Below are 25216 nucleotides of genomic sequence, written 5' to 3' on the forward strand. Positions count from 1 at the left end.
CGTTGTCTTCACTTCGAGGCTTTGCTTGTTCATCTAAAACAAAAACTGGATTTGAAGTCCAACCGTTTCCCCTAAGGTCGTATTTCTTGCGCTTCACCGGCTACATTATAAAAACAAACAGGCGTCCCCCGGTTTAAGCCGTGAAGGACGCCTGTTCTGATTAATATTTCTGCTGCCTAGATATCCCGCGAAGTAGAAGTAGATCAAACACTCCACATAGTACGAGGGCAAGACCGAAGCCTGACAGTCCGTACCCCCACGCATCAGGTGTTAAGTAATACCCCAGCAAAGTGAGAATAATACCAAGACCTGTGATAATCCAGCTAATAGTCATATGAAGGGGACACCCTCTTGTACCGATATAAGATGTTGTGTACGGCCAACCTTAGCTTTAGGATATCCGTCCGCCAGCACCGTTATGCGCAGCTAAATTATTGAGTATTTGTCCCACTCTCTGTACCGGAACCTGTCCCAGTTCCTCCAGTGCCGTTATTCGTGCTGTTTGTGGAGCCATCTGTTGTGGAGCCATCGGTTGTGGAGTTAGATGTCTGGGTACTTCCATCGCCCGAACCTTGATCCCCTGTACCATTATCGAGTTTTAATTGAATTCTGGTCGTGTTCTTCCCGTCTGTGACTACTTGGCCACCGACAGTGATGACTGTATTATTCGAGTTACCCGACTTGATGTAGAGCCCTTCCGGTCCCAGATCAAAGGTCTGCACTTCTCCATCCTCAATACTCTTATAATAAAGCTTCTCCCCGCGGGAAGTTCCTTTGCGGATATCCATCCAGCTTTTACCGGAAGCTTTGATTTCCACTTTAACCGGTGTATTCCCGGTATTTGCAACCTTGAACACAGTCGTGCTGCCCTTCTTGCCATCAGGTGTTACTGTTACGGCTCCCGTACCTGTAGTGTCCGTTCCAGTACCCGTCTGGCTTCCATTTGTCCCGTCGCCTGTTCCAGTACCTGAATTATTCTGGCCTTGGTTAGCCCCGGTCTGACCTTGGTTATTGGTTCCGGTCTGGCCTTGCCCCGTATTCTGATTACCGCCCTGAGCCGGTGGTGTGGTCGTCTCTGTCTTAGGTGGTGTAGCGGTGTTAGGGGTCTTCGTATTCGTCGTCACCGGTGTTGGGTCCGGGGTTTTGTTATCCTTCGAGCTGTAATTACTTGATATTACAATGTAAATTACAATCACGATAATCGCCGCAAAAGACCACATCAGTGTCGTTGACAGCCATTTCGAATTCCGCTCATTTGCCGCATGACTGCTTCTTCTTTTCTGAATCACCGGTTCCATGGTTGGTTCCGGCTCAGTTACCGGCACATCCTTGCGGTGTTCTTCTAGCAGCCCATCGGCATCCACACCAACTGTTTCCGCATAAGTCTTAATAAAAGCACGCACATAAAAGCTTCCTGGAAGAACCTTATAATCTCCAGCCTCGATGGCTTCGAGATATCTCTTCCTGATTTTTGTCATTTCCTGAACATCGTCCAGCGACAAACCTTTTTGAAGTCTGGCCTCCTTCAATTGCTGGCCCAGATCCGACATGCCATCACCTCCTGTAAATATTTGATCAAGCTGTTATTCATCAACCGAATAGAGTGTGGTGAACGTATCATACACGATTTCCTCTTCCGGATTGTTTCGAAGTTCAATAATAATGTCAAAATCACTGTATTCATACTTGGATTCTTTAATGAAAATATCCGGATGTTCAATAACCTTCGTGGAAGGCATGGACATGATATCCTCAAGCAGCTGGTAATGCTTCTCGTTGGACCGGATCGTGCTGATGATCCCATCGATAATAAACACGTTGTTAGGATTGTTCTCATCCTCAGACAACTGGCTCCGAACCGTTTGCCTCAGCAGGGTTGACGAGACAAATGTCCATCTCTTCATCGAACACACACTGCCAGCGATAATCGACTCCGTCTTGCCCACTCGGGGCATACCTCTCAGGCCAATAACCTGATGTCCATCCCTCTTAAATAATTCACCCAAAAAGTCAACAAGCAACCCAAGCTCATCGCGGGTAAACCTGAAGGTTTTGCGGTCGTCGCTGTCCCTATCTATATAACGGCCGTGTCTCACAGCCAAAATATCCACAAGCCTTGGACTGCGCAAAGCTAACACCGTGATACTCTCTACCTTCGCAAGCATCTGGCCCAGAAGCGCAATCTTCTCGTCATCCTCACATTCCAACAACATACCGCGGGTCTGTCCTTCTACCCCGTTAATCGTCAGGATATTTACTCCAAGCATACCGAACATGGATGCAATATCCCCCAAAAGTCCCGGCCGATTTCTATGTATTTTGTACTCCATGTACCATTGAGTTTGTTTCAACCGGCTTCACCTCTCCCTATCCATACTGCTGCATATTTCGACAAAACCTAATTCAAATCCTGCCATCTCTACATCAATCGCTAAAAACAGCCAAAAACGATGGCTCATTTCCTAACCATCTTGGATTGAACACATATACTTGTTAATGATATATAAAATAAAAATGAAAGGCAAGTGCAGCTCAGTATATGGCAGAAAAGCCCCCAAATGGGAGCTTTTCCAATGCTGAACTACGAGTATTTCTTGGCAAGCTTCACCATCAATCGGGCAATGGTTCTGCGCTCCTCCTCATTACCAACATCCCAGATCTCTTTGAGAGCCCGGTTGGATGCATTCTGAGGATCGACCTTCTCTTCAAGAAATCCGCCGATTTCATAGGCCAAGTTGGAAATGCTGTCCTCACTTAGACCTGCTCTTTCCGCATGTTTCACCCTGTCACCAAGGAACTTCTTCCATGAATCGAAATTGCTCAGCACTGTTGACATGATAAATCCTCCTTCGCACTGCGTTAAGATTTAAGATCAACAGTTGTAATATGTGATTCTTGGAACCTAATTATGCAATGCGGGGGCTGGATATGATTATGTAATCCAGCCCCCGTTAGGGCTGATAATCTGTCCTGTAATATAGCTTGATTCGGGAAGAGCCAGGAAATACACCAGCGAGGCAACCTCATCTGGGTCAGCAAGCCGGCCGGCCGGAATCTCTTCCTCCAGCCGGCGGATCTCGGATTCCTCAAAGCTGTTCATCATATCCGTGCGGACCGCACCCGGAGCTACAGCATTCACGGTGACCATCGAAGGGGCCAACTCTTTGGCCAGCGCCTTGGTGAATGCATTCACGCCACCTTTGGCCGCAGAATAAGCAACCTCGCAGGATGCTCCCGACATCCCCCAAATTGAGGATACATTAATAATTCTTCCAAACCGCTGCCGAATCATAAAAGGCATAAATGTCTGTGTGCACAGAAAAACACCTTTTAAATTCACCTTCATCATTTCGTCCCACTGCTCTTCCGTTAAGTCCTCCAGCATGCCATACCCCGCAATTCCTGCATTATTGACCAGAATATCCGGGTATAGACCATGATCATCCAGCTTCTCTTTCATCCGCAGGATATCATCCTTCGATCTTAAGTCAGCACTAAGGGTAAGTACCTTTACTCCATGGGCCATACATTTGCGGGCGGTTTCATTCGCCTTCTCATGGGACTTGCCATAGTGGATAATCACACTTAATCCTTCCATGGCAAATCGTTCAGCAATGGCCGCGCCAATTCCCCGACTTGCTCCCGTAATTAATACGGTCATATTCTTGATGCTCTTCTCTCTCCCAGCTTCCAAAATCATTCCGGACTCACCACAAGCGACACCGCCAGCTGATCCCAATTAATGTGATCTCTCAAGCGCTGATTAACATCTTCAAGCGTGATCGACTCATAAAGTGGAAGCACGTTAAAAAAGTCCCCACCCCGCAGCCGGTAGCGGGTAAACTCATGAGCAATATTTTCCGGAGAATTCATCATCCGCAAATAACCGCCGATCTTCTTCTTGCGGGCCCTTTCGAAGTTCTCTGCCTTAAATCCGGCTTCCATCAATGTATTGATCTCCTCAGTCACCACGCGGAGCAATTCATCCGGATCACGGGTATCTCCTCCTATAGCGGAGAAGGCATAATTCGGATCGCTGTTATACTCGTGGCCGAAGCTGTCTGAGATCAGGTCCATATCGTACAGCTTCTGATACAGCTCCGTGCTTGAACCGAATAGCAGATCCAGCACCAGCTTGGTGGTCAGGTCCAGCTTGACTCGTTCTTCCCCCGTAATCCCTAGGCGGGTTTCTTTGAACCCGAAGAGACACTTCGGAAGTGATACCGGGAGACGGGTAACACGGCGACGCTCATTTACTCCGGCAGGCTCATCCTCAAACAGACGATCGATATCGCCCTGCGGCTGATAGTTTTTCTTCGCTTGGTTAGTTCTTACCAGCTCGAATACTTCCTCAGGCTCCACTCCCCCAACGATGAAGAGCAGCATATTGCTTGGATGGTAAAAGGCGTTATAACAAGTGTACAAAGTTTCCTTGGTAATCGTACCAATCGACTCCACCGTTCCCGCGATATCAATATGAACCGGATGCGTCTTATACATCGCCTCGATTAGTCCGAAGTATACACGCCAATCCGGATTATCCGCATACATCCCGATCTCCTGGCCAATAATTCCTTTTTCCTTCTCCACATTCTGGTCTGTGAAATAAGGGTTTTGAACGAAATTAATCAATGTCTCCAGATTAGCCGGGATATTCTCAGTGGCCGAGAACAGATAAGAGGTCTGGTCGAAGCTGGTAAATGCGTTGGCTGAAGCGCCTTGAGAGGCAAACGTGGCAAAAATATCACCTTCAGGCTCCTCAAACATTTTGTGCTCCAGGAAATGGGCGATTCCATCAGGCACGGAGATTTCCTCCTGCCCCTCCACCCGGAAATGATTATCTATAGAGCCGTATTTAGTTGTAAATGTGGCATAGGTCTTCTTGAAGCCCGGCTTCGGAAGGACGTAGACTTGAAGTCCGTTATCCATGACTTCGTGATACAGTGTCTCTTGAAGCTGTTCGTAATGAATTTTGTCCACAGCCTATTCCTCCTTTTCGCCTTTTAAGAAGTATACCGTATTTAAGTGGAACGTTTGAGCCGCTTCCTTCACATCGCTGGCTGTAACCTGCTCCATTTGGGCCAACAGCTCTTCCGGGCTGCGTTCCTTACCTGAAATGACCCTGTTAAAATCATAAGCGATCATTTCAAAAGCGGAATCCTGCATCTCCACAATATGATTCCGAATCATCGCTTTCGTCTGATTCAGCTCCAAATCACTGATTTCCCCTTGGCGCATAGCCTCAAGCTGATTCTTAATAATTTCAAGCGCCTTCTCATAATTGGCAATTTCAATCCCGGATTGGATCGTCGCCATTCCTTTATGACCGTCATATCTTGAGGAGGCGTAATAAGCAAGGCTTTCCTTCTCCCGCACATTAATGAACAGCTTGGAATGCGGATAACTGCCAAGAACGCCGTTATACAGCAAGGCGGTAGCATATTTGTCGTCCCCGTATGTAATCGGGGTTCTGAGTCCAAGATTCAGCTTGCCCTGATTCACGTTAAGACGCTCTTCGACCGTATGCACATCCCCTGTCTCAAAGCTCACATTCGTTGGAGTGTATTGTCTGGCTTCCGTCCGTTTGATCTTAAAGCTCTTCTCCACAAGCCGGGTAACTTCTTCAAGCGTTGTATCCCCGACCACATAGAGATCCAGATTTGCGTTCTCCACCCAGCTGCCAAAGGCGGAATACAAGCTTTCCGGTGTAATGGCGGCCAACTCTTCCCTGCTGCCAAGCGGATGCAGACGGTAAGGATCATTCCGGAACATCTCTTCGAGACAGCGCTCGGCCGCGTAGCGGATCTTGTCATTGATAATCGATTCCAGCTTCTTACGCACGGTCTCCTTCTCTGCTGCTACATAAGAGGCACGGAAGCTTCCATTCTCAGTTACCGGCTCAGTCAGCACTTCTCCCAGAAAGGAGAAGGACTGCTCCAATAACGATTCATTACTCTGTACAAAGCTGTCATTAATCGTATCCATGCGGAGCTGCACGATCTGGTGATCGCCTCTCTTGTAAATATCGAAACCGAAGCCGGCGCCATACAGATTCTCAAGCCGCTCCCTGAATTGTGTTGTTTCCGGATAGGACACCGTACCTCTGCGGAGAACAAACGGAATCAGACCGGTTGTTGCCACCGTCTTTTCTTCAAGGGGAATCCCGGCATATACAGAAATCGCAAACGTTTTAAACCTTTTTGTCGGCATTACATGAATTCGGATATGGTTTACGCTTCCGCGCTCAAACAAAATCTTATTCAAGGACAAAACCCCTTTACGAGAGACTGTTGATGAAGTATATTGTCACATCATCTGCATAATAACGGCAAATTTAAATCCATTCTATACCATTCCAAAGTAAAGAAGCAACCAGGGGAACCCTGAGCTGCTCTTCGTTGTCAAGCTTTACTTTTACATACAGAAAATATGTTTGCCGATCGTTTTGATCTGAGGTCTTGTCCAGATCCATTTCGATGTAGCCGTTTCCGGGTTAAAATAATACAGGCATCCTCCGGATGGGTCCATGCCGTTCAAGGCCTCCCTTACAGCTTTTCGTGATGACTCGTTCGGCTCAAGCCAGATCTGTCCATCTGCCACGGCTGTAAAGGCACCGGGTTGAAAAATAACACCCGATACGGTATTCGGGAAACTCGGGGATTTTACCCTGTTTAAAATAACCGCGGCCACCGCAACCTGTCCTTCAAAGGGTTCCCCACGGGCTTCTCCGTTTACCGCGTTTGCCATAATCTTCAGGTCATTCTCCGAAAGCCCAAGCGGGTTGGAAGAAGAAAGCTCACCCGTGTTGCTTTCCTTATTACTTGTGCTGCTCTCATTATTACTTGTGTTCTTGCCTGTCTGATTGTTGCCCGCATTTTGCTCTTCCGTATTCTCATTTGTATTCTGGTCTGGGTTCGGATTGTAGGAGGACGCCTTCGGCACCCAATCCTTGGTCGCATTGTACAGCATCAGCTTTGTTTTCGCACCAGCCAAGCCATCCGGAGTCATTCCGAATTCGGATTGGAACCATTTCAAAGCTTTTTTGGTGGTTTCACCAAAATGGCTGTCAAGCTCCCCATGATAATATCCCAGGAAGGCAAGCCTGCCCTGCAGCTCATATACATCCTGCCCGAACGACCCCAGCTTAATCACCTGGGAGCTGAATGCCGGGAGGGTATTCTCCTGCTTGTCACTCGCAGCCGGTGTCATATTTGTCTTTCTAAGCTGGTAGGTTCCATACAGGGTGCAAACCAATAAAAAGACCAACCCGGCTGTCAACCAGATTTTCTTGTTGTTCATACGTCAAGTCCGCCTTTCTCTTGTTTGGTAAGATGGTAACTTTAGTATGACAACAGCTGCCTTTTCCTATGCACTGACTTAGGCTCTGCTCTCGCAAATAAAGAATATGCAAAAAAAGAGCGCGCATCTTCATGCGCACTCTAACTTAGATATACAAGCCTATGAGCTCACTCTATTCTGCTGTTTGTACTGCTCTATAGAGGTTAACACTTCTCTCGGCTTACTTCCTTCATATGGCCCTACAACGCCTCTGGCTTCCATGGAGTCAATTAATCTGGCCGCACGTGTGTATCCTACCCTCATGCGTCTCTGAAGCAGGGAGACGGAAGCCTGCTTCGCCTCCAGCACGATTTGAACCGCCTGATCATACAGTTCATCAAGCTGTTCCTCAGGTTCTTGGACAGAGTCGTCCACTTCAGGGATTAAAGTCTCATCGTATTCCGCTTCCGCCTGGCCGCGAACATAATCAACAATGGCTTCAACCTCCTGATCACTCATAAACGCACCCTGTACACGAATCGGCTTGGAAGCGCCCATCGGCATGAAGAGCATGTCGCCGCGTCCCAGGAGCTTCTCCGCTCCCGCCATATCCAGAATCGTCCGGGAATCAACCTGCGAAGACACGCCAAACGCAATACGTGATGGAATATTCGCCTTAATCACCCCTGTGATAACATCTACAGAAGGACGCTGAGTCGCAATAATCAAATGGATTCCAGCCGCCCGCGCCATCTGGGCCAGACGGGCAATAGCATCCTCCACATCATTGGCGGCCACCATCATCAAGTCGGCAAGCTCGTCAACAATGACTACAATATAAGGGAGAACGGCTGCCGGATTGTCCTTCATCATATTGTTATACCCCTCAACATTACGTGCCCCTGATTTGGAGAACATCTCGTAGCGCTTCTCCATCTCAACAACGATCTTCTTCAAAGCCAGCGAAGCCCGTCTGGGATCGGTGACGACTGGAGCCAGCAGATGGGGAATTCCGTTATACATATTAAGTTCAACCATCTTCGGGTCTACCATGAGGAATTTAACCTCATCCGGCTTGGCTTTGTACAGAATGCTTGTGATGATGCCGTTAATACACACGGATTTACCTGAACCCGTGGCACCGGCAACGAGGAGATGGGGCATCTTGGCCAAATTGCCAACGATCGTCTGACCTGAAATATCCCTTCCGAACGCAATGGACATTTTGGACTCCGCATCCTGGAAGGTTGGAGTTTCCATTACCTCCCGCATGGTGACCACCGACACCTCGCTGTTTGGAACCTCAATCCCAATCGCCGATTTACCCGGGATAGGCGCTTCCATCCGAATATCCTTAGCCGCGAGAGCAAGCGCAATATCGTCGGTTAAGTTCACAATCCGGCTTACCTTTACCCCGATATCAGGCTGGATTTCATAACGGGTTACTGCCGGACCCCGAACTACCTCGAGCACCTTGGCACGTACCCCAAAGCTCTCAAGTGTAGCCTCGAGCTTGCGGGCCGTCTGCATATAATCCGCCTGGTCTCCTGCTTTGGCTCCGCTTACGCCTTTAGACAACAGTTTAAAGGAAGGAAGCTTGTACGGCTTAGGTACAGGCTTCGGAGGTGGTGTGGGAATTGGGGTAAGGCCTTGGACCGCACCCGGCAAATCACCGTTCTCAGGCCCCTCTTCCGCATGGGCAGAGGGCGATCCGCCAGCATCCGGATCAAATGGAGTATAGGAATGGGAATCTTCCCTATCATCCATGTCTGCCGTCTGGTCGTCCTTGTCTTCCTCCCGGACATCCTCGCGTTTAATCTGGTCAAAGAAGTCACGGATGATGAGACTCGGCTCCTGATTCTGATGGGCGGTCTCCGTTTCAAGAGGAGACCGCCCCGCATTTTCCGAGGTATACACCCCGTCCCAGTCCACATCCTCAGGCGCATCCCCAGATGTCCCGTTCTCCGCAGCTGGCGTCTCTTCCTGCTTGTTCTTCTCCTTAAATCCGAGCAGTTGGAAGAACACCGGCTTCTTGCGAACGCCCTCCTGTTCCTGCTCAGGGAAGTGATCCTCATCTTCCTCCATCTCATCAACAGCAGGAGTAATTTTGACCGGCCGTTCCTTAGATTTAGTGCCTTGAGCAACCGGGGTTGGGCGAAGCAGCCGATACTTCTTGCTTAGAAGTGCTGCCGTGCGGCTTGTACGATCTTTAATGATACTAAACAGCTCAACATAGGATAAGTTCGTAATTAACATGAAACTGATCGCAAACATCACCAGCATCATTAACTTGGCGCCCGTGATCCCAAACAAAACATAAAGCAAGATAAATTCCAGCGCCCCAACATAACCTCCGCTAATATCCAAATTGAACATGGACGCTACTCCCGTGCCTACCTGGGTCAGCGCAAACTGAAGATCATGGTGAATCTGACGTAAGATGTTAGTCGGAGTCAAAGGCAGCACAGGAGCAAGCTTGGTCTGCATAGCCGAAATCGTGCTCATCAATGTAAAAGCAAGAACGAGGAGAACTCCCCCGGTTCGTCTTGAGCTCCATTTGGATGGCCACTTCCGGTGAATCATTACGGTAAGCCCTACATATATTCCTATCAGGGGAATGACAAAGTAAAACTTGCCAAGCACCATCGCGGACATCTTAAACAATGTATGTCCAACAGCGGCTTCTCCAGCAAGTCCGATGATTGATAATGTGATCAGGATGATCCCGTAGATTTCATACTTCAGCACACTGCCCAGTGTGGCTTTTTTCTTTTTTCTTTTTCTGGCCAAAAGGACCACCCCCAGAAGATTATTATACCATAATCCTCCGGGGCTACCTATAGAAATAAGCTGTCGCTTAGCGTCGATTCAGGAGTGTAGGAAGGTAGACAATTTCCTGGCCGGGCGCATAACAGGGATTGAGATAATCTTCCAGACCACCACGAAGGATACGGACAATGGTCGCCCTGCTGCCGGGTTCCAAACGGACCTGAAGAAGCACTCCGTTCATCTCTACTTCGGTGAAGACCTCCTCCACGTCCGCATTTTCCCATATCAGCTCCCAGGGGATAACAGTATAATGGGTCATTGGGTCAAGCCCCCTGCCTGAACTTCTTTACGCTCCTTAATTAGTTTATTTAAGTGATTCAAAGCCTCACCAATTCCTCCAAGGCCGTCAATCAGACCATAGTTCACCGCATCCGCCCCTCCGACAGCGGTGCCGATATCCCGGTTCAGATCTCCGGTTTTAAACATCAGTTCTTTGAAGAGCTCTGCAGAGATTCTGGAGTGTGAAGTCACAAACCGCACCACCCGCTCCTGCATTTTCTCGATATATTCGAAGGTCTGCGGTACCCCAATGACCAGACCCGTCATACGGATCGGATGAATCGTCATCGTGGCGCTCTCCGCGATAAAAGAATAGTCCGAAGAAACCGCAATAGGCACTCCGATGCTGTGTCCGCCTCCAATCACCACCGTGACTGTGGGCTTGGATAGCGAAGCGATCATCTCGGCTATGGCAAGTCCTGCCTCCACATCTCCGCCAACAGTATTGAGGATAATCAGAATGCCCTCAATCTGCCTATTCTGTTCAGCAGCGACAAGCTGAGGGATCAAGTGTTCATACTTGGTCGTTTTATTTTGCGGAGGGAGCACAATATGTCCCTCAATCTGCCCGATTATGGTAAGGCAATAAAGATTGGATACCTCAGCTACCGGTACCGAGGTCTGTCCTAACTGCTGAATATAATCCATGACGGGTGGCTTCTTCTCAGCCGGGGCTTCCTGTGGAGGAAGCTCCATCCGGAACTCAGAATAACCATGGGATAATTGCGGTTTGTACATTATCTTCATCCTTCCGCTCTGTTGGTTTGCTGTATGCATGATCTACAGTCTCCTGAGTAGTATGCCGTCAACCTTTACCACCCTATGCATGGCCCATCTTCCCCGGCTGTGGGCATAGAAAAGCCCCCTTTCCCACTAGGAACCGTCCAATATTACCGGCAGGAAAGGGGGCGACTGTGTGCCCGTCTAATCAGTTGTATTATACTTCCATAATAATTGGAAGAATCATAGGTCTGCGGCGGGTCTGCTCATACAAGAAGCGGCCCAGCGCATCCTTCACATTCGTTTTGAGAGAAGCCCATTCATTGACGTTCTCGCTCATCAACCGTACAAGGGTGCTGGTTACGATGCGGTTCGCTTCTTCAAGAAGACCTTCCGACTCTCTTACATATACAAATCCGCGGGAGATAATATCCGGACCGGATACGATTGTGCCATCCTGTTTGCTTAGCGTAACTACTACAACCAGGATACCATCCTGGGAGAGCAGCTTGCGGTCACGAAGTACGATGTTGCCGACATCCCCAACGCCTAGTCCGTCAATCAGGACATTGCCTGCAGGAACCTTACCGGCTTTGCGTGCCACACCATTCTGGATTTCTACCGTATCCCCGATTTCAATCAGGAAAATATCCTCACGCGGAATCCCAACAGATTCCCCAAGCAGAGCGTGCTTGCGAAGCATACGATACTCACCGTGGATAGGTATAAAGTACTTCGGCTTCATCAAGTTAAGCATCAGCTTAAGCTCTTCCTGGCTGCCGTGACCGGAGACGTGAACCCCGGAGTTGGAGCCGCTGTAGATCACCTCTGCCCCAAGACGAAACAGCTCATCAATTGTGCGTCCAACATATTTCTCATTACCTGGCACCGGTGTAGCTGCAATAATTACCGTATCCCCCGGCAGAATGTCAACCTTGCGGTGTGTGGAACGGGCCATCCGCGTCAGCGCAGACATGGGCTCGCCCTGGCTTCCTGTAGACAGGATAACAACCCGGTCGCTGGCCATCTTGTTCACTTCTTCAGGCTCAATCAGAATGCCGTCTGGCACATCCAGGTATCCAAGTTCAGATGCGATGGATACCACATTCACCATACTGCGTCCGATAACCGTCACCTTGCGGCCGGTTGCGAAAGCGGCATCAAATACCTGTTGAATACGATGGACATTTGACGCAAACGTTGCAACTACAACACGCTGCTGTGCCTGACGGAAGATATCTCCAAGAACAACGCCGACATTCTTCTCCGAAGGCGTAAAGCCCGGTTTCTCCGCATTTGTACTATCGGACAGCAGGGCAAGTACGCCTCTTTGTCCAATTTCAGCCATACGCTGCAAATCCGCAAATTGACCATTGACTGGTGTATGATCAAACTTAAAGTCCCCGGTATGCACAACATTACCTTCCGGTGTCTCGATGCAGACGCCTACGGAATCCGGAATACTATGGTTCGTCTTAAAGAAAGTGGCTTTCAGTGTTGAGCCCAGTTGGATTTCCGAATCCGCGTTGATCAGGATACGCTTTGTATCCCCGAGAAGGTTGGCTTCTTTAAGCTTATTCTCCACCAATCCCAAAGTCAGCTTCGTTCCGTACACAGGAACATTCAGATGCCTCAAAACATAAGGCAATCCGCCAATGTGATCTTCATGCCCGTGAGTCAGGACAATGCCTCTTACTTTATCACGGTTCTCCGTTAAGTAAGTAATATCAGGAATTACGATGTCGATCCCCAGCATATCCTCCTCTGGGAACTTAAGGCCGGCATCAATGACAACGATGTCATTGGCATACTGAACCACATACATGTTCTTCCCGATTTCTGCAACGCCGCCCAGTGCAAAGATCGTTAGTTTATCGATGTTATTTTTTTTAGACAAGTGAATCTAACCCTCCTAAATGTATTGGACGTCGTATCATTTCGATTTATGCAGACTGAACTAAATCCTAAAGATTCTCTTTAGAACAAATCCGCACATAATTAATATTCAAAAATATACCGCACCCAGTCACTTGACCCCATTATACATGATCAAATTGGCAAAAAACAAGTCAGTCAAGGATCACCCGTTAACGTTACCTTGCACAACAACAAAAAAACCGATGCCTGAAAGAGCGCAGCGGTTTTTAACATTCGGGTAATTATTTAACTTTTGAGACCGGATTTAACGGTCCTAAGACTACAGAATTTCACGTAAACGGGCAGCTTCCGCGTCTGTCGGTGGCACAAGAGGAAGGCGAACAGAGCCGACTTCAATTCCCCGCTCGTTCAGAGCGGATTTGACGAGAACGGGATTTGGGCATTCAAACAAGCCCTTGAAAATAGGCAAGAGCTTCTGATGGAGCTTGGCTGCCTCAGCAGTCTCACCCTCAAGGTAAGCATGGATCATCTGCTGCATCGGCTCGCCGATAAAATGGCTCGCGACACTCACAATTCCATATGCACCAACGGCAAGTGCCGGAAGTGTAGCCGCATCATCGCCAGAATATACTTTGAAGCCTTCTGGTGCCAGGCCAGCCACCTCGGCCAGCTGGTCGAGCGGGGCGCATTCTTTGATCGAAGTGATGTTAGGAATTTCAGCCAGACGAAGGATCGTCTCAGCAGTCATATTAATGACTGAACGGCCAGGAATATTATAGAGCATCACTGGAAGCTTAGTCGAAGCGGCAACAGCTTCAAAATGCCGGTATAAGCCTTCCTGATTGGTCTTGCTGTAATAAGGAACAACCAGAAGCACTCCATCAACACCAAGCTTCTCAGCCTTAGCGGTAAGATGGATAGAATGCGCCGTATTGTTGCTGCCTGTTCCAGCTATGATCTTGCAGCGGCCCGCCGCATGTTTGACCGTGAATTCAAAAAGCTGCAGCTTCTCCTCATCGCTGAGCGTAGGAGACTCTCCTGTAGTTCCGCATACCACCAAGGCATCCGACTTTTGTTCCTCGATCAGATAGTCTATAAGCTTAGCCGTTTGTTCCAGGCTGACATTCCCTTGTTCATCAAATGGGGTGACCATGGCTGTGATTAGTCTTCCGTAATCCACCTTAACTCCTCCTTAAGCATTGTTATGAAGCCTTCATTATTTAACAAGCATGCAGCCTGAAATACACGTTAACTACCGATGAAGCTCAAATTTCGTATGCAGGGCACGGAGCGCCTGAACCATATCCTCTTTGTGAACCAGTACCCAAATCGTCGTGTTCGAATCTGCCGATTGAAGGATTTGGATATGATGCTCTGTTAAGGCTTCAACGATCTTGGCCATAATTCCCGGTACTCCGTTAATTCCGCCGCCGATGACCGAGACCTTGGCACACCCATTCAGCACCTTCGGTTTGAACCCCAGTTCTTCAAGCACGGCAACCGCTTTGATGCTGTCGCTGTCAAATACCGTATAAACTGCCCCCGCAGGGGTTACATTAATAAAATCCACACTAATGGAGTTCTCAGCCATGGCCTTGAACACATCCAGTTGAAGATGATGCGGTCCCTGCTCGCCAGCTTCTACCGTGATCTGGGTCACGTTGCTCACATAGGCGATGCCTGTCACAAAACGGTCCACAATGCCGGTCTGAACATCTTTGAAGCCTTCCGGATTTGCCACCAGGGTACCCACATTATCTGAGAAGGTCGAGCGGACACGTACAGGAACACTGGACTGCATAGCGATCTCTACAGCCCGAGGGTGAATGACCTTGGCCCCTTGATGGGCCATGTTGCAGATTTCCGCATAACTCACATAGGATAGAGGCTTGGCATCTTCTACGATCCGGGGGTCAGCTGTCAGAATCCCATTAACGTCCGTATAAATATCCACAATCTCCGCATGCAGAGCCGCACCCAGCGCGGTTGCCGAAGTATCGCTTCCTCCTCTGCCCAGGGTTGTGAAATCTCCGTTCAGGCTCTGCCCTTGGAAGCCGGTTACAATCACGACATCCTTGCTGCTGAGTTCATCGAGTACTCGTGCCGGGACCACATCCAGAATACGTGCATTGCCGAACTGCTCATCCGTGCGGAATCCAGCCTGAGCTCCTGTGAGAACTACAGAAGAGATCGACTCCCGTTCAAGCAGCCCGCACAGTGTTGTTGCAGAGATGATTTCACCGCAGATCAGCAGCAGATCCTTCTCCCGTACCGGCAGATCCCCCCCATTCTCCGCTACCCATTCCAGCAGGGTGTCCGTCGCATAAGGGTCTCCCTTCCGGCCCATGGCGGATACAACGACGACGAGACGGTATCCTGTCTCCAGCTCTCTGCGGATATGACGTACGACATGTTCCCTTGCTTCCGCAGTTGCAAGAGATGTGCCTCCAAATTTCTGCACCATGATGCGCATTGCTATTCCTCCAGTATGTTGTCAAAAGAAGACATACGCCACCTATCCGAAGAAAGGAGCGTATGACATAAGGTTACTTCGATTTATTTGCAGCGATAACCTCTGCAATCTGCACCGCATTCCAAGCGGCGCCTTTAAGCAGGTTATCGGACACGATCCACAGATTCAGACCGCGCTCATTGGTAAGATCACGGCGGAGACGTCCAACGAAGACATCGTTCTTCCCTGCGGCATCCGTCGCAAGCGGGTACACTTGGTTAGCCGGGTCATCCACAACAGTTACCCCTGGCGCATTTTCGAGCAGAGAGCGGACTTCCTCCAGGTTGTAATCTTCCTTGAGTTCCACATAGACAGACTCCGAGTGCCCATAAACAACCGGTATGCGGACACAGGTCGCTGTAACAAGCACGGACTCATCGTTCAGAATTTTCTTGGTTTCACGGACCATCTTCATTTCTTCCAATGTGTATCCATTATCCTGGAACTTATCAATTTGCGGGATCGCGTTAAAAGCAATTTGATGCTTCACAGGAAGGGAACCTACAGGCAAAATATCCGGATTTGCCGCATTTCCGTTCAAAACTTCACCAGTCTGACGGTGAAGCTCGTCGATAGCACGGCTGCCCGCGCCGGATACCGCCTGGTAAGTCGATACAATAATGCGTGAAATACCGTAACGGTCATACAGCGGCTTTAGCGCCGCTACCATCTGGATTGTGGAGCAGTTCGGATTCGCAATGATTCCCTGATGCTCGTCAATTTGGTCTGCGTTGACCTCAGGGACAACCAATGGAGTATTTGGATCCATACGGAATGCGTTCGTATTATCAATAGCTACAGCTCCATGGCGTACAGCATGGGGAGCAAGCTCCTTGCTCACATCTCCGCCTGCGCTGAATAAAGCGATGTCGATTCCTTCAAAACTGTCCGGGCCAGCTTCTTCAACGGTAATCTCCTGTCCCTTAAAAGTCACGCGGGTTCCTGCAGAACGGGCCGAAGATAAGAGCTTCAGCTTATCGATCGGGAAATCTCTCTTCTCCAATAGTCCGATAATTTGTTCTCCTACAGCACCCGTCGCGCCTACAACCGCGACATTCAATTTCGTTTTACTCATCTGGCACGTCTCCCCTTCTCTAATCGTTACTATATATAATAAGTCATTATTACAGTAGTCAGGCTTGCTGTGAGTGTTCAATGATGACAGGCTGAAGCTGCTGCCCCTGCAATGCTGCGTAGCACGCTTCAGGGACCAGATCCATACGGGATACAAGCGAATTTGGCTTTCCGGTTGGATTGTCCTGCCCGAAAGGTACGAAATAAACATTTTTGGCTACAATCAGCTTGGCGATGTTGGCCAGATTGAAGCCAAGACCATCATTCGTGGAGATAGCCAGAACCACCGGTCTGCCGGTTCTAAGCTGTGCCTTGGCCGCCATCAGGACCGGACTGTCTGTCATGGCGTTCGCCAGCTTGCTGGTAGTATTGCCCGTACACGGCGCAATGACCAGCACATTCAACCGCTTGGAAGGACCCAGCGGTTCAGCCTCGACAATTGTAGAAATGATATCATTCCCTGTAATATCTTTCAACTGTTTTTGCCAACTCTCAGAAGTGCCGAAACGCGTATCCGTAGTCATTACCGACTGTGACACAATGGGAATCACGTTTGCCCCGCTATCCACTAAACGCTGAATTTGAGGCATCACTTCCGCAAATGTGCAGTGTGAGCCTGTTATGGCATAACCTACCGTTATTCCCTGCAAGTTCATTGAACATCCCCCCGTATCTTCTGTTCCATGATCGACTGACAAATACAATTTGCCATAATAATTCCAGCCGTTTTAGGAGCGACGATTCCGGGTAAGCCGGGAGCCAAGAGCGCCTTGACGCCTCTCTTCTCCGCGTAACGGAAATCCGTTCCTCCGGGAGCAGAAGCAAGGTCGATAATGACTGCCTGGCGGGGCATCTGTGCAATGATTTGCGCTGTGACTATCATAGTCGGAATTGTATTAAAAATCAAGTCGATATCCGAGGCCTGGTCGGCCAAATCCGTTGTCATAAAAGGCTTCCAGCCCATCTCAACCGCCCTGGCGAAATGGTCGTGCCGCCTGACTCCTGTCTTAACTACCGCACCCAATGACTGCAAATTCCGGGCTAAAGTAAACCCGGTCCGGCCAAGTCCAAGCACCACACAATTGGAACCATGAATGGTGATATCCGTATTCTGGATCGCCATCATTAACGCACCTTCAGCCGTTGGAATGGAGTTATAGATCGCGACATCGTCGCGGTCCAGCAGCTCAAACAGCTGCAGCCCATACTTGGCCGTATGCCTGCGCAGGAACTCCTTGGCCATACCGGTGTAAATCATGACATCCTTTGGCATTGCCGCAAAATGTTCTTCAAGAAGAATAATCGGGTCCTTGGAGAAATGAACCGGGACCGATCCCTTCTCGTCACTTCCAACCACCGGCAGCACAATCACGTCTGCAGATGCAAGCAGCCCGGTGGTGAGTGTCTCCAGAGTGACGCCTCCTGGAGGCTCCTCAAGCTGGTCGAAACCCACAATTCTCACATTGGCATCAAGCTCCGCACATTTGCGGATCACTTCGATTTGGCGCGCATCTCCACCGAGGAACACAATAGTCAGCCCGGTAAACATGAAGGAGATCACTCCTTTCCTAACAGCACATATAGAGCATCTTATGCACCTGCCGGGAAAGGGGTGAAAGCCGTCTAAGCCCGAAAGCAAAAAAAAGCCTGCAGCCAGGTTATAACCGTGGCATGCAAGCTCTTAACATCCATATACTTCTATTTCCCTGTATGTCCGAAACCACCCGCACCGCGGATTGTATCATCCAGCTGATCCACCTGCTCCAGCTCCACCTCGGGAACCGTCTGGAAGACCATCTGGGCGATGCGCTCATTCCGGTTGATAGCAAAAGCATCCTGTCCAAGATTAATCAGCAGGACTTTAATTTCCCCCCTGTAGTCGGCGTCAATAGTCCCAGGAGTATTCAAGCACGTAATCCCGTGCTTAAAGGCCAGTCCGCTGCGGGGACGGATCTGTGCCTCCAATCCGCCGGGCATCGCGATAGCGATTCCTGTCGGGATCAGCTTACGCTCACCAGGCGCCAGAACCACGGGTTCTTGTACTGCGGCATGCAGATCAAAACCCGAAGCAAGCTCAGACATTTTCTTCGGAAGCTCCACGTCCTCATTGCCTGGAAGACGGTTAATTTGTACCAGATACGACAAGTTCATCTCTCCTCAATCCATGTATTACCTTGTCCGATCCTCCCACCATAGCCAGGGAGTACGGATGTTCAAACATTTTGTCAATCACATAGCGAATGTCACTCATCTGCACAGCTTCAATCCGCTCAATCATCTGATCCAGTGAATAGTGCTTGCCGAGCATCAGTTCGTTCTTACCCAGCCGGTTCATCCGGCTGCCGGTGCTCTCCAGGCTAAGGATCAGACTGCCCTTAAGCTGCTCTTTGCCTTTCTTCAGCTCACTCTCGCTAAGCCCCTTAACGGCCGTCTCATGCAGAATTTCTTTAGTCAGCTCAAGCACATCCTTGGTCTGCTTCGGCGCCGTTCCTGCATAAACCGTGAACAATCCGCTGTCCGCATGGGAGCTGTGATAAGAATATACCGAATAAGCCAAGCCGCGCTTCTCACGGATTTCCTGGAAAAGGCGAGAGCTCATTCCGCCGCCGAGGGCGTTGTTCAGCAGAACCATCGCATACTGCCGGTCATCATCGATCGGAAGTCCCTGAAAGGACAGACAGATATGATTCTGTTCAGTCTTCTTCTTGTGGTAGCGAAGTCCGCCTAGAAAATCAGGAGCTTCCAAGACCGAGGGGCTGCCTTCTTCTGAGAACGCGCCAAAATGGTGTTCAAGCAATTCGGTGATCAGCTGATCGTCGAAATTGCCCGCTACACTGATGACCGTATTCGAAATGGTGTATTTCTCTTTCATATAGTCTCTGAGATCACGGGGTCCCATTCCAGACAATCTTTCCTCTGTCCCGAGAATCGGATAAGCCAGCGGATGACTCCCGTAGGCTGCCTCGGTCACCAGATCGTGCACCATATCATCCGGAGTATCCTCATACATAGAGATTTCCTCCAAAATGACATTCTTCTCCTTGGCCAGCTCCCCCTCATCAAATAATGAACGGAAGAACATGTCCGAGAGTACATCTACAGCGATGGGCAGATGCTCATCAAGTACCTTGGCATAATAGCAGGTGTACTCCTTGGATGTAAATGCGTTAACATTCCCGCCAATTGCATCGAACTGCTCTGCTATATCCTTGGCACTAAAGCGTTCCGTGCCTTTAAACAGCATGTGCTCAATAAAGTGGGAAATCCCGTTAATCCCTGCCGTTTCATTGCGCGATCCTGTCTTCACCCATATGCCAAACGAGACGGAGCGGCAAGTGGGGATTTTCTCCAAAACCACCCGAAGGCCGTTTTTCAGCTGTAATCTTCTCACGATAGGCCCTCCTAAACATCCATACCACCGTTAGGCGGTTATAATCAAGTTCTATAAATGCACCATTATCCTATCAAAAAAAGGCAAAATGCTCAACTCTGCGGCTTGCCAAGCCTTGCCGGGGACAGAGTCTCCTCCACGGTGCCAAGCTGCAGCCCCTTCTGACGAACCACGTCAATCATGCCTTGAAGAGCATTCATGGAAGACTTGGTCGGATGCATAAGAATGAGAGAACCCGCCTCTACCTTCTTGCCAATCTTGGTGACCACACTGGACGGAAGCGGGTTCATCCAGTCAACCGTGTCAACCGTCCAGAGCACCGTTCTCAGACCTTGAGCGGCAGCAAGCTGAACCGTGTTCTGATTGAAATCTCCTGAAGGCGGAGCAAACCACTTATTGTCTACCCCCAGCGATTCTTTGAGCAGGTCTTTGGTTTTGGTGATTTCCAAGGTAGCTCTGCTCTCATTTAACTGGCTCATATTTGGATGGGAATAGGCATGGTTCTCAATCTGATGCCCCCGTTTCTGAATTTCCTTAGCAAGCTCCACGTTCTTCTTCAGCCAGCTTCCATCCAAGAAGAAGGTGGCCTTCACTTTTGCCGCATCCAGTGTATTCAGCATCGGAACGATGAATTCGTTCCCCCAGGCCACATTGATCATAAAAGAGACCATCTTCTTGTTGGGATTTCCCCGGTATATCGGCAGCGGACCCAGATCATCAAGTGTGATCTTGGCCGGAATTTCTTTATATACAAATGGGATCTGATCTACGGCTAGGTTCCCTCGCGCGGATTCCTTCTTTAAACCGAGTGCCCGCTGGTAGGTCTTATCAATATCGACCTCAAGGCCATTATAACCGGGAATGGCTTTCCAGACCCGGTCGTTCACCGCATCAACAGGAGGGACTCTGCGTTTCTCAGCTTCCACTTTAATCATAGAGAGCAGTGCCCCATCCTCCTGGCCGCTTCCAAACAGCTCGAAAGCATACTGCCCCTTGGCGGCAGGCCCGTACCGGTCCACAAAGGACTGGACTCCGCTTAGCTGACCCAGCACCAAAATAGAGCTTAGTGTTACGATGATCACCGTTGTTTTTTTCCGATCCATGATACAGGCTCATCCTTCCAAACCAGTTTGTCCTCATCATATGTGAATAGCCTTCAGATTATGCGCCTGTACACCTCACTTGGATGGAAAGACAAAAAAAGAGCCAGAACAATTTCACTCTGCCTCTTTTTTCATGCTAGCCCTTATCAAAGGGAGCTTTATTTATTTATTTTACTTAGCTGCTTCGGCTGTAAGTACGGCTTTACGGGACAGGTTAACCCGGCCCTGCTGGTCAATCTCCGTTACCTTCACCGTAATGACATCGCCGATTGCCAGGACATCTTCCACTTTAGCCACGCGCTCAGTAGATACTTGTGAAATATGCACCAGACCGTCTTTGCCAGGCAAAATTTCCACAAAGGCCCCGAATTTTTCAATCCGCTTGACCGTACCCGTGTAGATTTCACCTACGACAACTTCTTTAACAATGCCTTCGATAATCGAACGGGCTTTCTCATTCATCTCCTGGTTGGCAGATGCGATGAAGACACGTCCATCCTGCTCGATATCAATTTTTACGCCGGTTTCTTCAATAATTTTATTGATGATTTTACCGCCTGCACCAATGACATCACGGATTTTGTCCGGGTTGATGTTCATGGTCAGAATCTTAGGCGCATATGGCGACAAAGTTTCCTTTGGCTTTTGGATGACTTCCATCATTTTGGAAAGGATGAACATCCGGCCTTCCTTTGCTTGTCCCAGCGCATTTTGAAGAATAGAGCGGTCGATACCGTCAATCTTGATATCCATTTGGATGGCGGTAACGCCTTCCTTGGTTCCAGCTACCTTAAAGTCCATATCGCCGAGATGATCTTCCATACCTTGAATGTCGGTCAGGATGGAGACATGCTCCCCATCTTTGATCAGACCCATGGCTACACCGGCTACCGGCGCTTTGATTGGCACCCCAGCATCCATCATGGCCAGTGTGCTTGCGCAGATACTTGCCTGAGACGTGGAACCGTTGGATTCAAGAACCTCGGATACCAGACGGATCGTGTATGGGAACTCCGTTTCTGAAGGAATGACCTTCATCAAGGCACGCTCACCAAGCGCACCATGTCCAATCTCACGGCGTCCAGGAGCACGAAGCGGACGCGCTTCACCTACGCTGAACGGAGGGAAATTGTAGTGGTGCATAAACCGTTTGGATTCTTCCAGATCAATCCCGTCGAGAATCTGCACATCTCCCAAGGCGCCAAGTGTACATACACTGAGAGCTTGAGTCTGGCCGCGTGTGAACAGACCGGAGCCGTGTGTGCGAGGCAGCAGGTTGATATCACATTCAATTGGACGAATTTCGTCCAACTTACGACCGTCCGGACGCACTTTGTCATGCGTGATCAAACGACGGACTTCTTCTTTCACGATATCATGCAGAACTTCTTTTACATCCTTTAAGAGCTCCAGTGATTCTATGTACTTTTGCTCAAAAAAGGCCACAGTCTCATCATTAATCGCATCAATTGCTTCTTGACGTGCGTGCTTCTCGGCCACTTTTACCGCTTCAACCAAGCGCTTGGCCGCATATTCACGAACTTCCCGGTTCACGTCTGCGTTGACAGCATGAAGCTTAACTTCCATTTTAGGCTTGCCTGCAATCTGAACCAGCTCTTCAATGGTCTGCACAATCTTCTTGATTTCATCATGTCCGAACATAATAGCTTCCAGCATGATTTCCTCAGGAACTTCATTTGCTTCAGCTTCAACCATCATAATGGCGTCCTTCGTTCCGGCTACCACAAGATAGATGTCACTGCTTTCCTGCTGGGCAATATCCGGATTAATTACAAACTCTCCATTAACACGCCCAACCGCAACACCGCCGATAGGTCCGTTGAATGGAACGTCAGAAATACTGAGTGCTGCGGAAGTTCCGATCATTGCCGCAATTTCCGGTTCGCAGTCCTGGTCCACACTCATTACATAGTTGACGATCTGTACATCATTGCGGAAGCCTTCCGGGAACAATGGACGGATCGGGCGGTCTGTAAGACGGCTGGCCAGAATCGCTTTCTCGCTTGGACGTCCTTCCCGTTTAATAAATCCGCCTGGAATTTTCCCTACCGCATACAGCTTTTCTTCATAATTCACCGTCAACGGGAAGAAATCCAGGTCCTTTGGCTCTTTGGAAGCCGTAACGGTACACAGGACAACCGTATCCCCGTAACGAACGGTTACTGCAGCATTAGCCTGCTTAGCAAGCCGGCCTGTTTCGAGGCTCAGGGGTCTACCTCCGAGCTGCATTTTCACATGGTTTTCCATGAGATTCCTCCTTGTCTTCATCCTAAAAATATATGTTCGGGATATCTCTCATTATCTCCTGCTTGTCCCTGATTCATGATGATCATAGAGAACAAAAAGCTCCGTTCTGGAGCAGACTTACATTAGATGATGAGCTGTTCCTCACGAAAACGCTTTATCGTAAAAAGCAACCCGACTGCCACCATTCGCTTTGATTAAGCGCATCCGGCGGCAACCAGGCTGCTTTGGGTGTTAAACAAGATTAAATTAACGACGCAGGCCGAGTTTTTCGATCAGCGCACTGTAGCGTTGAACGTCTTTCTTCTTCAAATAAGCAAGAAGTTTACGACGTTGACCTACCATCTTCAGAAGACCACGACGTGAATGGTGATCTTTCTTATGCGAACGGAAATGGTTCGTCAAATTGACGATGTTCTCCGTAAGGATAGCAATCTGCACCTCAGGTGATCCTGTATCGGATTCATGAGTTTTGTGCTCGTCGATCAATTGTTGCTTACGCTCTTGAGTCAATGCCATCCTGTTTCACCTCCTTCATTATAATCGCCATCAGCCTCGTTGCCGCCGGTGAGAACGTACAACCAAGCCAAGGTTATAGTCATCACACAGGCCATGCCTGCGAATAACGTTAATTAGTATATCATACCTCTGGGACAAAAGTAAACTTATACTCTATATAAAATGAACTTATGAAGGTTACGCTTTTGTGGAGCTGCGATGCCGAGTGTTCTTTAAGGCCGCTGTTGTCTCCGAAATGCTTGAACTAGATATCCAAACAGGGGCATTTCGGAGACAAAGGCGAACGCTACGCTTCTTCAGAATCACTCGGGATCGAAGCTGAGACCGGTTAAGTCTAAAGTTCATTGTATATACTGCCTCAGATCATCATGCAAATACCCGAAGCTACCTTACAGTTCCAAGGCTTCCAAGCAACCTGCGGGCTGTGTCGGCATCCTTGGTGATCTGGGCGATCAGCTCATCGATCGAACCGAACTTGCGCTCCTCCCGGATGTAAGAAACAAGCTCAACCCTTAAGGTCCGGCCATATAAGTCACCACTGAAGTCAAATAGATGAACCTCGAACCACGGCTTGCTGACTCCGCTGTGGAATGTGGGCTTCACACCAATGTTCATCACGCCGTGAAGTACTTTCCCCTCGTAGTCCACCGTTACAGCATAGACCCCTTTTCTGGGAAGGACATAATGTTCGGAAAGCTCGACATTGGCTGTAGGGAAGCCGATGGTGCGTCCTCTCTTCTCCCCGTTGATGACCGTTCCGGACAAAGCATACCGGCGTCCCAGCCATTCATTGGCCAGAGCGATATCCCCTTCTTGAAGCAGCTTGCGGATGCCTGAACTGCTAACCTTCTCCCCGCCCATAACAAAAGGAGGGACCGTATAGACCTGGAAGTTCCCTTCCCCCAGACGCTTAAGGATATCAACATCCCCTTCTCCCTTATGGCCGAAGCGGAAGTCAAAGCCTGCAACTGCCGCATGAATCCGCAGCGGGAAGAGCATTTCGTTTACGAATTCCAGTGGGCTCACCTTCGAGAACTCGTGATTGAATTCAACGACGTAGAGATAATCAACCCCCATGGAACGAAGCAGATTTTCTTTCTCGCGGGTTGGTGTCAGGTACCCCTCATAATCCCCCTTCTTCATAACTTCTTTGGGATGAGGGTGAAAGGTCATCAGCGAAACAGGAATTCCCTGTGAGGCCCCTTCCTTAATCGCCATCTGAATCACGCTGGCATGTCCCAGGTGCACACCGTCAAACTGCCCGAGCGCTAACACCTGCGGACCTGAATATCGTTCAATAATATCCTGGGATAGTGGATAGGATATGTGTACTGTCTCCAAATTTCTCACCTGCATTTTCCGCTAAAT

At 49.2% G+C, this 25216-nt stretch carries 22 protein-coding genes; all 22 read right to left on the minus strand.

Features of this window, described 5'->3' with window-relative positions; all coding sequences use genetic code 11:
* Positions 1–431: 431 nt before the first annotated feature.
* On the minus strand, positions 432–1550 hold the full coding sequence (locus BN6628_RS16240; protein WP_068619219.1) for a helix-turn-helix domain-containing protein: 1119 nt from the start codon (positions 1548–1550) through the stop codon (positions 432–434).
* A gap of 33 nt (positions 1551–1583) precedes the next feature.
* Positions 1584–2351 (minus strand): YmfK family protein, encoded by a 768-nt coding sequence (locus BN6628_RS16245; RefSeq protein ID WP_068619220.1) that lies wholly within the window; start codon positions 2349–2351, stop codon positions 1584–1586.
* Positions 2352–2581: 230 nt separating this feature from the next.
* Complete coding sequence (locus tag BN6628_RS16250; RefSeq protein ID WP_068619221.1) at positions 2582–2836, minus strand: DUF3243 domain-containing protein; 255 nt, start codon at positions 2834–2836, stop codon at positions 2582–2584.
* A 96-nt stretch (positions 2837–2932) separates the two neighbouring features.
* A complete protein-coding gene (gene ymfI / locus BN6628_RS16255) occupies positions 2933–3700 on the minus strand; it encodes an elongation factor P 5-aminopentanone reductase (RefSeq protein ID WP_068619222.1) in 768 nt (255 codons plus the stop codon).
* Complete coding sequence (yfmH, locus tag BN6628_RS16260; protein ID WP_068619223.1) at positions 3697–4980, minus strand: EF-P 5-aminopentanol modification-associated protein YfmH; 1284 nt, start codon at positions 4978–4980, stop codon at positions 3697–3699. Before yfmH ends, ymfI begins: the two co-directional genes overlap by 4 nt.
* Positions 4981–4983: 3 nt before the next feature.
* The gene (gene yfmF, locus BN6628_RS16265) at positions 4984–6264 is read right to left on the minus strand and encodes an EF-P 5-aminopentanol modification-associated protein YfmF (protein ID WP_068619224.1); all 1281 of its coding nucleotides are present in this window, start codon (positions 6262–6264) and stop codon (positions 4984–4986) included.
* Positions 6265–6414: 150 nt separating this feature from the next.
* A complete protein-coding gene (sleB, locus tag BN6628_RS16270; RefSeq protein ID WP_068619225.1) occupies positions 6415–7299 on the minus strand; it encodes a spore cortex-lytic enzyme in 885 nt (294 codons plus the stop codon).
* A gap of 159 nt (positions 7300–7458) precedes the next feature.
* Complete coding sequence (locus BN6628_RS16275; RefSeq protein ID WP_068619226.1) at positions 7459–10068, minus strand: FtsK/SpoIIIE family DNA translocase; 2610 nt, start codon at positions 10066–10068, stop codon at positions 7459–7461.
* A 67-nt stretch (positions 10069–10135) separates the two neighbouring features.
* Complete coding sequence (locus BN6628_RS16280; RefSeq protein WP_068619227.1) at positions 10136–10366, minus strand: YlzJ-like family protein; 231 nt, start codon at positions 10364–10366, stop codon at positions 10136–10138.
* The gene (locus tag BN6628_RS16285) at positions 10363–11082 is read right to left on the minus strand and encodes a ClpP family protease (RefSeq protein ID WP_148449328.1); all 720 of its coding nucleotides are present in this window, start codon (positions 11080–11082) and stop codon (positions 10363–10365) included. Before BN6628_RS16285 ends, BN6628_RS16280 begins: the two co-directional genes overlap by 4 nt.
* 241 nt (positions 11083–11323) lie before the next feature.
* Positions 11324–13003, minus strand: a complete 1680-nt coding sequence (locus BN6628_RS16290) for a ribonuclease J (protein ID WP_068619228.1) — start codon at positions 13001–13003, stop codon at positions 11324–11326.
* Positions 13004–13303: 300 nt separating this feature from the next.
* Positions 13304–14164 (minus strand): 4-hydroxy-tetrahydrodipicolinate synthase, encoded by an 861-nt coding sequence (gene dapA, locus BN6628_RS16295; RefSeq protein ID WP_068619230.1) that lies wholly within the window; start codon positions 14162–14164, stop codon positions 13304–13306.
* 72 nt (positions 14165–14236) lie between these two features.
* Complete coding sequence (dapG, locus tag BN6628_RS16300) at positions 14237–15457, minus strand: aspartate kinase (RefSeq protein ID WP_068619232.1); 1221 nt, start codon at positions 15455–15457, stop codon at positions 14237–14239.
* A gap of 73 nt (positions 15458–15530) precedes the next feature.
* Positions 15531–16571, minus strand: coding sequence for an aspartate-semialdehyde dehydrogenase (locus tag BN6628_RS16305; RefSeq protein ID WP_068619233.1), 1041 nt, complete (start codon positions 16569–16571; stop codon positions 15531–15533).
* Positions 16572–16629: 58 nt separating this feature from the next.
* Positions 16630–17226: a dipicolinate synthase subunit B gene (locus BN6628_RS16310; RefSeq protein ID WP_068619235.1), complete on the minus strand. Its 597-nt coding sequence runs from the start codon at positions 17224–17226 to the stop codon at positions 16630–16632.
* A complete protein-coding gene (dpsA, locus tag BN6628_RS16315; protein ID WP_068619237.1) occupies positions 17223–18119 on the minus strand; it encodes a dipicolinate synthase subunit DpsA in 897 nt (298 codons plus the stop codon). Before dpsA ends, BN6628_RS16310 begins: the two co-directional genes overlap by 4 nt.
* Before the next feature lie 149 nt (positions 18120–18268).
* The gene (gene dut / locus BN6628_RS16320; RefSeq protein WP_068619238.1) at positions 18269–18721 is read right to left on the minus strand and encodes a dUTP diphosphatase; all 453 of its coding nucleotides are present in this window, start codon (positions 18719–18721) and stop codon (positions 18269–18271) included.
* The gene (locus BN6628_RS16325) at positions 18693–19961 is read right to left on the minus strand and encodes a M16 family metallopeptidase (protein WP_068619239.1); all 1269 of its coding nucleotides are present in this window, start codon (positions 19959–19961) and stop codon (positions 18693–18695) included. The genes dut and BN6628_RS16325 overlap by 29 nt, the downstream gene beginning before the upstream one ends.
* A gap of 92 nt (positions 19962–20053) precedes the next feature.
* On the minus strand, positions 20054–21064 hold the full coding sequence (locus BN6628_RS16330) for a polysaccharide deacetylase family protein (RefSeq protein WP_082926940.1): 1011 nt from the start codon (positions 21062–21064) through the stop codon (positions 20054–20056).
* Between the two features lie 171 nt (positions 21065–21235).
* Positions 21236–23332 (minus strand): polyribonucleotide nucleotidyltransferase, encoded by a 2097-nt coding sequence (gene pnp, locus BN6628_RS16335; protein ID WP_068619243.1) that lies wholly within the window; start codon positions 23330–23332, stop codon positions 21236–21238.
* A gap of 246 nt (positions 23333–23578) precedes the next feature.
* Positions 23579–23848 carry a 30S ribosomal protein S15 gene (gene rpsO / locus BN6628_RS16340; protein WP_068619245.1) on the minus strand — a complete coding sequence of 90 codons (270 nt, stop codon included), beginning with the start codon at positions 23846–23848 and terminating at the stop codon, positions 23579–23581.
* Positions 23849–24232: 384 nt separating this feature from the next.
* Positions 24233–25189 carry a bifunctional riboflavin kinase/FAD synthetase gene (locus BN6628_RS16345; RefSeq protein ID WP_068622375.1) on the minus strand — a complete coding sequence of 319 codons (957 nt, stop codon included), beginning with the start codon at positions 25187–25189 and terminating at the stop codon, positions 24233–24235.
* Positions 25190–25216 lie beyond the last annotated feature (27 nt).

Origin of the sequence: Paenibacillus tuaregi, assembly GCF_900086655.1 — a bacterium.
Taxonomy (GTDB): Bacteria; Bacillota; Bacilli; order Paenibacillales; family Paenibacillaceae; genus Fontibacillus; species Fontibacillus tuaregi.

Coding starts and splice junctions, on each gene's coding strand:
- BN6628_RS16240 (WP_068619219.1), bottom strand. CDS start 1,550: ATGTCGGATCTGGGCCAGCAATTGAAGGAGGCCAGACTTCAAAAAGGT.
- BN6628_RS16250 (WP_068619221.1), bottom strand. CDS start 2,836: ATGTCAACAGTGCTGAGCAATTTCGATTCATGGAAGAAGTTCCTTGGT.
- ymfI (WP_068619222.1), bottom strand. CDS start 3,700: ATGATTTTGGAAGCTGGGAGAGAGAAGAGCATCAAGAATATGACCGTA.
- sleB (WP_068619225.1), bottom strand. CDS start 7,299: ATGAACAACAAGAAAATCTGGTTGACAGCCGGGTTGGTCTTTTTATTG.
- BN6628_RS16280 (WP_068619227.1), bottom strand. CDS start 10,366: ATGACCCATTATACTGTTATCCCCTGGGAGCTGATATGGGAAAATGCG.
- BN6628_RS16285 (WP_148449328.1), bottom strand. CDS start 11,082: ATGGAGCTTCCTCCACAGGAAGCCCCGGCTGAGAAGAAGCCACCCGTC.
- dapG (WP_068619232.1), bottom strand. CDS start 15,457: ATGCGCATCATGGTGCAGAAATTTGGAGGCACATCTCTTGCAACTGCG.
- BN6628_RS16305 (WP_068619233.1), bottom strand. CDS start 16,571: ATGAGTAAAACGAAATTGAATGTCGCGGTTGTAGGCGCGACGGGTGCT.
- BN6628_RS16310 (WP_068619235.1), bottom strand. CDS start 17,226: ATGAACTTGCAGGGAATAACGGTAGGTTATGCCATAACAGGCTCACAC.
- dpsA (WP_068619237.1), bottom strand. CDS start 18,119: ATGTTTACCGGGCTGACTATTGTGTTCCTCGGTGGAGATGCGCGCCAA.
- dut (WP_068619238.1), bottom strand. CDS start 18,721: ATGAACTTGTCGTATCTGGTACAAATTAACCGTCTTCCAGGCAATGAG.
- BN6628_RS16330 (WP_082926940.1), bottom strand. CDS start 21,064: ATGGATCGGAAAAAAACAACGGTGATCATCGTAACACTAAGCTCTATT.
- pnp (WP_068619243.1), bottom strand. CDS start 23,332: ATGGAAAACCATGTGAAAATGCAGCTCGGAGGTAGACCCCTGAGCCTC.
- rpsO (WP_068619245.1), bottom strand. CDS start 23,848: ATGGCATTGACTCAAGAGCGTAAGCAACAATTGATCGACGAGCACAAA.